Origin of the sequence: Microbacterium sp. (assembly GCF_047971895.1) — a bacterium.
Taxonomy (GTDB): Bacteria; Actinomycetota; Actinomycetes; order Actinomycetales; family Microbacteriaceae; genus Microbacterium.
In genome coordinates this window covers 1-10,709 of the sequence record NZ_JBKEAF010000036.1, presented here as the reverse complement: position 1 = coordinate 10,709, position 10,709 = coordinate 1, and the positions used below count along the sequence as shown (strand labels likewise).

The following is a 10,709-nucleotide window of genomic DNA, read 5'->3' as shown; positions in this document are numbered from 1 at the left end:
GGCACCAAGAAGCAGGCGCAGGAGGTGCTCGCCGAGCAGGCCACCCGCGTCGGCCAGCCGTACGTCAACCAGCGCTGGCTGGGCGGGCTGCTCACCAACTTCCAGACGGTGTCGAAGCGCCTTGCGCGCATGAAGGAGCTCGAGGAGCTCGACTACGACGACCCCGCCTCGAGCCCCTTCACCAAGAAGGAGCTGCTGCTGAAGAAGCGCGAGCTCGACAAGCTGCACAAGTCGCTCGGCGGCATCCGCAATCTCAGCAAGACGCCGTCTGCGCTCTGGGTCGTCGACGCCAAGCGCGAGCACCTCGCGATCGACGAGGCCAAGAAGCTCGGCATCCCGGTGATCGGCATCCTCGACACGAATGCCGACCCCGACGACTTCCAGTACCCGATCCCCGGCAACGACGACGCCATCCGCTCGGTCTCGCTGCTCACCCGCATCATCGCGGACGCCGCGGCCGACGGCCTGATCCAGCGCCACCAGCCTGCCGACGAGACGGCCGAGGCCGCTGAGCCGCTGGCCGAGTGGGAGCGCGAGCTTCTCGAGCAGGGCGCGACGATCGAGACCGATCTCGCCACCGTCGAGATCGCAGCGACCGAGTCTGCCGCAGACAAGGCCGGTGCCGCCGCGCACGATGCCGCCGCTGCGGCCGCGGCAGGAACGCCGACCGGGGAGGTCGCTGCGGCGGAGGCCGCCGTCGACCAGCCCTCCGACGCCGACCTGGTCAGCACGACGCCGACGCCGGAGACCGACGAGGTCGCCGAGAAGGAGGCCCGAGACAAGGCCGAGGCCGTCGAAGAGGCCGCCGAGTAACGACCCGCCACGAGCACACTTCAAGGAGCCGCACACCAATGGCAAACTTCACCATCGCCGACATCAAGACGCTGCGCGAGCAGCTGGGCACCGGCCTCGTCGACACGAAGAAGGCGCTCGAGGAAGCCGACGGCGACCTCGAGAAGGCCGTCGAGATCCTGCGTCTGAAGGGCGCGAAGGGCAACGCCAAGCGTGCCGACCGATCGACGAGCGAGGGCCTGGTCGTCGCTCGCGAGGGCGACGGCAGCGTGACCCTGGTCGAGCTCGCCTGCGAGACCGACTTCGTCGCGAAGAACGAGCGTTTCATCGCCCTCGCCGACAAGGTCGCCGACGCGGCGGGCGCGGCTGCCGCCGACTCGGTCGACGCGGCGCTGGCCGCCGAGGCCGGTGGCCAGACCATCGAGCAGCTCATCGCCGACGAGGCCGCCATCATCGGCGAGAAGGTCGTGCTGCGGCGCGTCCGCACGCTGAAGGGCGACCACGTCGAGGTGTACCTGCACCGCACGAGCAAGGACCTCCCGCCGCAGATCGGCGTGGCCGTGGCCTATTCGGGCGATGACGCCGAGACGGCGCGCTCGATCGCGCAGCACATCTCGTTCGCGAACCCGAGCTACCTCTCGCGCGACGACGTTCCCGCCGCCGAGGTCGAGAAGGAGCGGGAGATCGTCACCGAGATCTCGCGCAACGAGGGCAAGCCCGAAGCCGCCCTGCCGAAGATCGTCGAGGGCCGCGTCAACGCCTTCTTCAAGCAGGTCGCCCTGCTCGACCAGGACTACGCGAAGGACAACAAGCTGTCGGTCGCCCAGGTCGCGAAGGACGCCGGCATCACGGTCACCGGGTTCGCCCGCTTCAAGGTCGGCGCGTAACCTGCGCGAAAGGCCCGCATCGGATCCGGTGCGGGCCTTTCCCATGCCCATTCGCTAAGTTTTGACGGGACGAGAGGAACTCCGTGATCGATGAATCCACCGGACGCCGGCGCGTCCTGCTCAAGCTCTCCGGCGAGGCGTTCGGCGGGGGGCAGCTGGGGGTCAATCCCGATGTGGTCTCGCAGATCGCGCGCGAGATCGCCGCGGCTGTCGACCGGGTGGAGATCGCTGTGGTGGTCGGCGGCGGCAACTTCTTCCGCGGCGCCGAGCTGAGCCAGCGTGGCATGGACCGCGGGCGCGCCGACTACATGGGCATGCTCGGCACAGTGATGAACGCGCTGGCACTGCAGGACTTCCTGGAGCAGGCGGGCGCCGCCACGCGGGTGCAGTCGGCCATCCAGATGACGCAGGTGGCCGAGTCGTACATCCCGCTGCGCGCGGAGCGGCACATGGAGAAGGGCCGGGTCGTGGTCTTCGGTGCCGGTGCCGGGCTGCCGTACTTCTCCACCGACACGGTCGCCGCCCAGCGCGCGCTGGAGATCCGCGCCGATGAGGTGCTCGTCGCGAAGAACGGTGTCGACGGTGTGTACACGGCAGATCCGAAGACGGATGCCGCGGCCACCCGCATCGACCGGATCACCTACCTGGAGGCGCTCCAGAAGGGCCTGAAGGTCGTCGACTCCACGGCGTTCAGCCTCTGCATGGACAACCGCATGGACATGCGCGTGTTCGGCATGGAACCCGGCGGGAACGTCACGCGCGCACTCCTGGGCGAGTCCATCGGGACGCTCGTCACGAGCTGAATCGCCGCCCGGTAGACTCGACCCCTGATGTCGAAGAATGGAGTGACCGTGATCGCGGACGTCCTGGCAGATGCCACCTCCCGCATGAACCGAGCCGTCGAGGCGGCGAAGGACGACTTCGCCACCGTTCGCACCGGCCGCGCGAACCCGCAGCTGTTCCAGAAGCTGCTCGTCGACTACTACGGATCGCCCACGCCGCTCGCGCAGCTGGCGTCGCTGAACAACTCCGAAGCGCGCACGTTGGTCATCACCCCGTACGACAAGTCCGCGCTCAAGGCGATCGAGCAGACCATCCGGGATGCCTCGAACATCGGCGCCAACCCCACCAACGACGGCGACATCGTGCGCGTGACGCTTCCCGAGCTGACCGAGGAGCGCCGCAAGGAGTACGTCAAGCTGGTCCGCAGCAAGGCGGAGGACGCCCGCGTGCAGGTGCGCGGACTGCGGCGCAAGGCGAAGGACGACCTTGACGCGCTCAAGAGCGACATCGGCGAGGACGAGGTGGCACGCGGCGAGAAGGAGCTCGACGCGGTCACGCGCACGCACGTCGAGCAGATCGACGAGGCGCTCAAGCGCAAAGAGGCAGAGCTCCTCGAAGTCTGACGCCTCCATGTCCGAAACCGCAGGCGGGGAGTCACCCGCACCGTCACCGATGACGCGCCGCGAGGCGGCGCGGGCACGCCGCGAGGCGGCGGTGACCGGGGTCGACGCGCCGGTTGCGCCGACGCCCGCACACGTCCCCCCGTCTGCGCCGCTCCCGCACGAGGCGATGCGCGCGGCGCGCACGGAGTTCGAGTCCCAGGTCGCACAGGCGAGAGAGCACTTCGAGCAGGCGAACGAGCGCATCAAGCAGCGCACCGGGCGCGATCTGATCGTGGCGATCCTGATCGGCATCGCCATCGGGGCAGTCGTGCTGTCGAGCCTGATCTTCCTGAAGTGGATCTTCGTTCTGTTCGCACTGGCAGCCAGCATCCTCGGCACGGTCGAGTTGGCCCGAGCGCTGCAGGTCGGCGGCCGTCGCGTCGACCTGGTGCCGCAGCTGATGCTTGGCAGCGCCCTCATCGTCGCGGCGGCGACGCTTGGTGACGCGCTGATGTGGGTGACGCTGTTCAGTAGCGTCGCGATCATCGTGGTGTGGCGGCTCATCGCGCAGATGATCGCGAAGGACGGCCGCACATACGGCGACGTGCTGCGCGATGTCGTCGTCGGCGTCTTCCTGCAGCTCTACGTCCCCTTCCTGGCCAGCCTGTGCGTGGTGCTGCTGCGGCAGGAGCAGGGCGAGTACTGGGTGCTCGCGTTCATCATCGTCGCGGTGGCGACCGACACGGGAGCATACGCGGCGGGCATCTCGTTCGGCAAGCATCCGATGGCGCCGCGGATCAGCCCGAAGAAGACCTGGGAGGGCTTCGCCGGGGCGGTGCTCGCAGCGATCCTCGCCGGCCTCCTGCTTGCACTCTTCATGCTGCACCTGCCGCTGTGGTGCGGAGTCGTGCTCGGCGTCGCCGTCCTGGCAGCGGCCACGATCGGCGACCTGGGGGAGTCGATGCTCAAACGCGACCTCGGCATCAAGGACATGAGCTCCTGGCTGCCCGGTCACGGGGGAGTGCTCGACCGGCTCGATTCGATCCTGCTGTCCACGGTGCCAGCGCTGGCGCTCTACTACTTCTTCTCTCCCCTGATGACCTCATGACTGGTGACCTCACGACAGACGACGCCCCGTCCCACGGCGACGCACTCGCGGCGCCGGCGCCGTTCCCCGAAGCCCCACGCGGGCGGAAGGGCTATGAGAAACGGGCGGTCGAGGTCTTCCTCGCGCGCACGCGTACGGCCTTCGAGAGCCCGTCCGACGACACCGAGACGGCGGTCACGAGTGCGACCGTGCGCAGCGCGTCGTTCCCTCTGCTCAAGCGCGGGTACTCGGTACCGGTCGTGGATGCAGCGCTCGCGCGCCTGGAGGATGTGTTCGCCGCACGCGAGCGTGCCGAGGGGATCGGCCGCAACGGCATCAGCGGCTGGGTCGACAGCGCCCGGGGGCTGGCCCAGGAGGTGCTCGATCGGCTGTCACGCCCCGACCGCCGGCGCTTCGCCCGGGCAAGCGGCATGCGGTACGGCTACCGCATGGACGAGGTCGACCTGGTGTCGCGCAAGCTCATCGGCTATTTCGAGCGAGGCGAGCCGGTGACGGTGGACCAGGTGCGGCAGGCGGCGTTCCGCATGCAGCGGCGCGGGTACCGCGAGGAGCAGGTGGATGCCGTCCTTGATGCGGTCGTCGAGGTCATGCTCGCGGTGCGTGGATGACACACTCAGGGTCCGATCGATAGAATTGGGTCATTGTGAGTCCGGGCAACGAGATGATTCCCGCCCCAACCCGGCGCAGGCTGCGCGTGGCGTCGGGGGCGGAGAGCGAACGACCCGTCGCACCGGCGGCGCCCGCGCCGCGGCGTGACCGGCCCCGGTGGTCGCGTCGCCGCGGTGTGCTGGGTGGCTTCGCCGCCTTCGCCGCGGTGGCCTTCGTCGGCGCGTACGTCGGCCCGATGGCCGTCGCCTTCAGCGAGCCCGAGGCTGCGACGACGTCCCTGTTCGCCACCGCTGTCGACGGCGCTCAGACGGTCGAGCCCCTCGCAGAGACGGCGGAGATCACACTCGATCGCGACAGCTACACCGTGTACGTGAAGCCGAAGCCGACGCCCACGCCGAAACCCAAGCAGGCGTCGATGGGCAGCGGCATGCCTCTGCAGTACACGGGTGGAGGGTCGAAGACCGAGTGGCTGATCGCCGCGGGGATCGCCGAGAGCGACTGGGGCTACGTCGACTACATCGTCAATCGTGAGAGCGGGTGGAACCCGAACGCGACGAACCGCAGCTCGGGAGCGTGCGGCCTGGTCCAGGCGCTGCCGTGCAGCAAGGTGCCGGGCAACGGGTACAACCCGGTCGACAATCTGCGCTGGGCCAACGGCTACGCGACCGGCCGGTACGGCAGCTGGGCAGGCGCCTACGCGTTCTGGGTCAACAATCACTGGTGGTGACACCGGGAGATGCCCCGTGCCAACCGTCGACGCCCTGAGCCGCCCGCTGCGTCGTTCGATCGATTCCTCAGCGGCTTCCACCGCACCGAGTCGCGACGCGGCGTCGAGTGGACCGTGCAGCCGATCTCGCCGACCCAGGCGCTGAAGACCTACCGGTGCCCCGGCTGCGTGCGGGCGATCGAGCCGGGTGTCGCACACGTCGTGACCTGGCGGGCGGACGGCGTGCTCGGCGACGCGGCGGACCTCGCGGCCCGTCGTCACTGGCACACCGCCTGCTGGCGAATGTCCTAGCGCTGGTTCTGCCGCGGGATGACGACCTGGCGGTAGAGGATCAGGATGCTGGCGGCCACCGGGATCGCGATGAGTGCGCCCAGCAGGCCCAGCAATGCGCCGCCGGCGAGCGCTGCGACGACGACGACGCCACCCGGGACCGAGACCGCACGGCTCATGATGCGCGGCGAGATCACATACGCCTCGATCTGCATATAGATCAGGTAGTAGATCGCGGCGATGAGCGCTGTCGCCGGCGACCCGAGCCCCGGGATGAGGCACACCAGCACGATGAGCGTCGAGCCCGTGAGCGTGCCGACGAGTGGGATCAGTGAGAAGAAGAACGCGACGACGGTGAGCACGGCGGGGAACGGCGCATTGATGATCGACAGGAAGATCGCGCTCAGAATGCCGTTGATGACCCCGAGCGACACCTGACCGATCACGTAGTGGCCGACCGAGTCGGTGATCTGGGCGGAGAGGTCGGCGAACCGGTCGCGCTTGGAGGCGGGAACCAGCTGGTTGACCGCACGGGTGAGCGTCGGGGTCGAGGCCGTGAAGTAGATCGTGAGGATGAGCACGATGAAGGCACCGAACAGGCCCGCCACGACACCGAGCCCGACGTTGATCACGCCGCCGGTGATCGACCCCCAGTTGTCCAGCACCCAGCCCTGCAGGTTCGCCAGGGCATCGTCGAGGAACTCGGACGGCAGCCCTGGGAAGATCGACAGCACCCACGACCGCACGTCGTCGATGAACTGCGGCAGCGTGCGGCTGCCCAGGAACTCCTGGATGATCACGACCAGCTGGCTGACCTGGTCGACGATGATCGGCACGATCATGAGCATGATCGTGCCGAACAGCGCCAGCACACCGAGGATGGTCAGCAGCACGGCGGCCCAGCGCGGCAGACGGCGACGTTCGAGCCAGGCGACGATCGGCTCGAGCCCGAGCGAGAGGAACAGCGCGGTGCCGATGTAGAGCAGGATCGTCGACAGAGTCTGGATGCTGCCGATGATCAGCAGTCCGAGCCCGACGCCCAGTGTCGCGACGAGCGCCGTGCGGAACGGGTTGGTGAACTTCATTGCGCTCCGATCGCACGGGGTCCGGTCCGTCACGTCAGAATAGTCACGTGAGGACGTTCAGCGACGTCGCCACCCCCTCCATGGTGTCTTTCAGGTGGCCTTCGATAGTCTGAAAACGTCGAGTGTGCAGACTCGGGGCGCGTTCTCCCCGGGTCGTGGATGGAGATTTTCGCGTGCGTTTTGTCTGGGCTGTGGTGGCGTTCATCCTCGCCGCCGTGTGCATCGCCGGGGGTATCGCCCAGCGAACCGTCTTCTTGGGTCCCGATACGGAGCGCGCCGAGATCACGGCGACCGAGGACCTGCCGTACCTGCTGGTCGACGGCGCGGTGCTCACGAGCATGCCGGGCACCCAGACGCTCGTCGTCCGCGACCAGGGCGACGTGTTCGCCGCCTACGGTCGCACGCTCGACCTGACGGCGTGGCTGGCGGACACCGCATACAACCACGCGACGATCGAGGACGGCGAGATCGTGGTCGACGCCGTCGAGCCGGCGATCGTCCCGGTCGACGAGGATGGCCTCGAGGCACCCCCGGCCACGCGCGACCCCGCGGACTCGGACCTGTGGCTCGACGAGTTCCGGCAGGACGGTGCTCTGGTCGCACCGCTGAAGCTGCCCGACACCATGAGCGTGCTCATCTCGGTGGACGGCGCAGAGCCGGCACCGGCCGATATCTCGGTCTCGTGGCCGCTGGACAACTCGACACCGTGGGCCGGCCCCCTGATGGCGCTGGGCGGCCTGTTCCTGGTCATCGGCGTTGTGCTGTGGCTGCTCGGCATCCGGCACGTGCGTCGTTCCCGCGGTCCGCGCCGCAAGGGTCCGCCGCCGCTGCCCGAGACGCAGCCGATCGACCTGACCATCGAGGCGGGGGACAAGGGCGTGATCACCGCCGGCTCGCCACCGACGGAACGGGCCATCGCCCGCGCGAAGCGTGCGTACGCCATCGTTCCCGCGGTCGCCGTGTCGGCACTGTTGTTCGCCGGTTGCTCGGCCGACGCGTGGCCGCAGTTCGCAGCCGATGCGTCGCCGTCGCCCAGCCCCTCCGAATCGGTGATCGTGCCGGACGGCCAGCAGCAGCCGGCCGTGACCTCCACACAGGCCGAGCGCATCCTCACCGAGATCGCCCAGGTCGTCGCTGAGGCCGATGAGGCCCGTGACGGCGACCTCGCGGGCACACGCCTCACCGGGCCCGCCCTCGCCGAGCGGCTGACCGACTACAAGCTCAACGAGGCCATCGCCGACCGTGAGCCGTTCCCCGCGATCCCCGCCAAGCCGCTCGCCGTGATGCTGCCACAGCAGTTCGACGGGTGGCCGCGCACGGTGATGTCCGTCGTCTACGACAACGACGACGCGACGGTCGCCCCCACGATCATGATGCTCACACAGCAGGACCCGTGGAGCGATTACAAGGTGCGCTATCTGGCGAGCCTGGAGGCGTCCGCCGAACTTCCCGGCGTCGCCCCGGCCGACATCGGTGCCATCCAGGTGCAGCCGGACTCTCCGTTCCTCGTGATGGAGCCGGGCGACCTGGCCGCCGCGTACGCGGATGTGGTCGACAACGGCGACTCCAGCGAGTTCGCAGGCATGTTCGACCTCACCAACGACCACTTCGCCGCCTCGGTTGCGCAGAAGCGCCAAGAGCAGCTCGACGCGTTCAACGAGACCGGGCGAGAGACGGCGACGCTGACCTTCGCCACGAAGGCCGGCAGCGAGGATCCGCTGGCATTGGCTACGCTGGAGAGTGGTGCGATCGTGGCCGTCAACATACTGGAGACGGACACGGTCGAGCCGAAGAACTCGGATGTCGTCATCAAGCTCGAAGGGAACCCGACCGTCAAGGCACTGACCGGTGCCGCGGAGTCGGCAACCGGCGTCGTGACAACGATGAGCGACCAGCTGTTCTTCTACGTGCCCGGGCAGGGCTCGACGGAGAAGATCCGCCTGCTCGGCTACAGTTCCGAATACCTCTCAGCGGCGGTGATCAAGAAGTGAGCGACCCCAACACAGTGGCACAACAGCCGGGTGCCGTCCTGCGCGGCGCCGTCGACCTGTCGGCCCTGCGCAACCGGCCGGCGGAGGGGCAGGAAGGCGCCCCGGCGGACGGCCAGGCCATGTCGCTGGTCATGGACGTCACCGACCAGATGTTCCCGCAAGTGCTCGAGTTCTCGCGCCGCGTGCCCGTCGTGGTCGACCTGTGGGCCGAGTGGTGCGGGCCGTGCAAGCAACTCAGCCCGATCCTCGAGAAGGTCGTCACCGAGCTGGCCGGTCGTGTCGTGCTCGCGAAGGTCGACGTCGACGCGAATCCGCAGCTTGCGCAGGCCTTCCGGGCGCAGTCGATCCCGATGGTGGTCGCGCTGGTCGCGGGGCAGCCGGTGCCGCTGTTCACCGGTGCTGTGCCCGAGCAGCAGGTGCGCGACGTGTTCGCGCAGCTGCTGCAGGTGGCCCAGCAGAACGGCGTCACCGGGACCGTGCCGGTCGCGGACAGCGAGCAGCCGGCGGATGCCGCCGAGCCCGCCGAGCCCGAGCTGCCGCCGTTGCACGCCGAGGCATACGCGGCCATCGAGGCGGGCGACTACCCGCGGGCGATTGCCGCCTACGAGAAGGCTTTGGCGGAGAGCCCGCGCGATGCCGAGGCGGCGGCGGGCCTCGCACAGGTGCGCCTGCTCGACCGGGTGCAGGGCGCCGACCTGCAGACGGCACGTGCGGCAGCCGCATCCGCTCCGCTCGATGTCGACGCGCAGTTCGCCGTCGCCGATCTCGATGTCTCTGGCGGGCACGTCGACGACGCCTTCGGGCGCCTGCTGGAGCTGTTCGCCGCGCTCCCGAGCACCGAGCGCGGCCGTGTCCGCGAGCGCCTGCTCGAGCTGTTCGGGTTGGTCGGCGACAGCGATCCGCGCGTGCTCGACGCGCGCCGGCGGCTGGCCTCGCTGCTGTTCTGACTGCCGACGACCCGGCTCAGGCCGGTCCGCGCGCCAACCAGAGCACCCCGAGCGGCGGCAGCACCATGGTCGCGCGACCGCTCTCGTCCGTGTGCACGGCGCCGAGGTTGCCCACCCCCGACCCGCCGTACTCGGCGGCGTCGGTGTTGAGGATCTCGCGCCAGACGCCGGGCGCGGGCAGGTCGAGCCGGAAGCCGTCGACGGGCACGCCCGAGAAGTTGCAGACCACCGCGACGGCGCGCCCGTCATGGCCGTGTCGCGCGAAGCACAGGGTGTCGGGGTTCCCGTCCGGGCCGCCGAGGCGCGCGAACGCCGCTGCGTCGTCGTCGCGCGACCACAGGGCGGGATGTGCACGGTACACGGCGTTCAAGGCACCGACCAGGTCGCGCACCTGCCGGTGCGACGGCTGGTCCAGCAGCCACCAGTCCAGGCCGCGGCCCTCGGCCCATTCGGAGAGCTGACCGAACTCCTGACCCATGAACAGCAGCTTCTTGCCGGGGTGCCCCCACATGTACGCGAGGAACGCCCGCACGTTGGCGAGCCGCTGCCAGTGGTCGCCCGGCATCCGGCCGATCAGGCTGCCCTTGCCGTGCACGACCTCGTCGTGGCTGATCGGCAGGACGAAGTTCTCGCTGAAGGCGTAGACGAACGAGAACGACAGCTCGCCCTCGTGATACCGCCGGTACATGGGATCCCGCTTGATGTACTCGAGCGAGTCGTTCATCCAGCCCATGTTCCACTTGAGGCCGAACCCGAGGCCGCCGACGCTGGTCGGGGCGGTCACCCCGGGGTAGCTCGTGGACTCCTCGGCGATCATCGCGATTCCCGGGTGCCGCTTGTACGCGGTGGCGGTGACCTCCAGCAGGAAGCCGATCGCTTCGAGATTCTCCCGACCGCCGTAGACGTTC

The 10,709-nt window shown here is 69.0% G+C and carries 12 protein-coding genes; 10 read left to right on the top strand and 2 right to left on the bottom strand.

The features are described from left to right. The 8 genes from rpsB to ACK5IN_RS03655 form a co-directional block, all read left to right on the top strand. On the top strand, positions 1–813 hold an 813-nt coding region (gene rpsB, locus ACK5IN_RS03690), incomplete at its 5' end, for a 30S ribosomal protein S2 (RefSeq protein WP_416894869.1). Positions 814–851: 38 nt separating this feature from the next. Continuing rightward, on the top strand, positions 852–1,679 hold the full coding sequence (gene tsf / locus ACK5IN_RS03685) for a translation elongation factor Ts (RefSeq protein ID WP_416894868.1): 828 nt from the start codon (positions 852–854) through the stop codon (positions 1,677–1,679). An 83-nt stretch (positions 1,680–1,762) separates the two neighbouring features. Further along, positions 1,763–2,482, top strand: a complete 720-nt coding sequence (gene pyrH / locus ACK5IN_RS03680) for a UMP kinase (RefSeq protein ID WP_416894867.1) — start codon at positions 1,763–1,765, stop codon at positions 2,480–2,482. 48 nt (positions 2,483–2,530) lie between these two features. After that, the gene (frr, locus tag ACK5IN_RS03675) at positions 2,531–3,085 is read left to right on the top strand and encodes a ribosome recycling factor (protein ID WP_416894866.1); all 555 of its coding nucleotides are present in this window, start codon (positions 2,531–2,533) and stop codon (positions 3,083–3,085) included. 7 nt (positions 3,086–3,092) lie between these two features. After that, entirely contained in the window at positions 3,093–4,172 is a 1,080-nt protein-coding gene (locus ACK5IN_RS03670; protein ID WP_416894865.1) for a phosphatidate cytidylyltransferase, read from the top strand. Beyond that, positions 4,169–4,780 carry a DivIVA domain-containing protein gene (locus tag ACK5IN_RS03665; RefSeq protein ID WP_416894864.1) on the top strand — a complete coding sequence of 204 codons (612 nt, stop codon included), beginning with the start codon at positions 4,169–4,171 and terminating at the stop codon, positions 4,778–4,780. The genes ACK5IN_RS03670 and ACK5IN_RS03665 overlap by 4 nt, the downstream gene beginning before the upstream one ends. Before the next feature lie 35 nt (positions 4,781–4,815). Continuing rightward, positions 4,816–5,508 (top strand): transglycosylase SLT domain-containing protein, encoded by a 693-nt coding sequence (locus tag ACK5IN_RS03660; RefSeq protein ID WP_416894863.1) that lies wholly within the window; start codon positions 4,816–4,818, stop codon positions 5,506–5,508. 9 nt (positions 5,509–5,517) lie between these two features. Continuing rightward, positions 5,518–5,799 (top strand): hypothetical protein, encoded by a 282-nt coding sequence (locus tag ACK5IN_RS03655; RefSeq protein ID WP_416894862.1) that lies wholly within the window; start codon positions 5,518–5,520, stop codon positions 5,797–5,799. Here ACK5IN_RS03655 and ACK5IN_RS03650 read toward each other — a convergent pair. Beyond that, the gene (locus tag ACK5IN_RS03650; RefSeq protein ID WP_416894861.1) at positions 5,796–6,863 is read right to left on the bottom strand and encodes an AI-2E family transporter; all 1,068 of its coding nucleotides are present in this window, start codon (positions 6,861–6,863) and stop codon (positions 5,796–5,798) included. The genes ACK5IN_RS03655 and ACK5IN_RS03650 overlap by 4 nt on opposite strands. 173 nt (positions 6,864–7,036) lie before the next feature. Here ACK5IN_RS03650 and ACK5IN_RS03645 point away from each other — a divergent pair, with 173 nt between their 5' ends. Continuing rightward, a complete protein-coding gene (locus ACK5IN_RS03645) occupies positions 7,037–8,854 on the top strand; it encodes a glycosyl transferase (RefSeq protein WP_416894860.1) in 1,818 nt (605 codons plus the stop codon). After that, entirely contained in the window at positions 8,851–9,801 is a 951-nt protein-coding gene (locus ACK5IN_RS03640; protein ID WP_416894859.1) for a tetratricopeptide repeat protein, read from the top strand. The genes ACK5IN_RS03645 and ACK5IN_RS03640 overlap by 4 nt, the downstream gene beginning before the upstream one ends. 16 nt (positions 9,802–9,817) lie before the next feature. Here ACK5IN_RS03640 and ACK5IN_RS03635 read toward each other — a convergent pair. Then, positions 9,818–10,709 (bottom strand): alpha amylase C-terminal domain-containing protein (locus ACK5IN_RS03635; protein WP_416894858.1); only part of this gene is annotated, 892 nt, incomplete at its 5' end.

What these genes read in the sequence shown, in the direction of transcription:
- tsf (WP_416894868.1), top strand. Translation starts at nt 852, where the DNA reads ATGGCAAACTTCACCATCGCCGACATCAAGACGCTGCGCGAGCAGCTG.
- ACK5IN_RS03670 (WP_416894865.1), top strand. Translation starts at nt 3,093, where the DNA reads ATGTCCGAAACCGCAGGCGGGGAGTCACCCGCACCGTCACCGATGACG.
- ACK5IN_RS03665 (WP_416894864.1), top strand. Translation starts at nt 4,169, where the DNA reads ATGACTGGTGACCTCACGACAGACGACGCCCCGTCCCACGGCGACGCA.
- ACK5IN_RS03655 (WP_416894862.1), top strand. Translation starts at nt 5,518, where the DNA reads ATGCCCCGTGCCAACCGTCGACGCCCTGAGCCGCCCGCTGCGTCGTTC.
- ACK5IN_RS03650 (WP_416894861.1), bottom strand. Translation starts at nt 6,863, where the DNA reads ATGAAGTTCACCAACCCGTTCCGCACGGCGCTCGTCGCGACACTGGGC.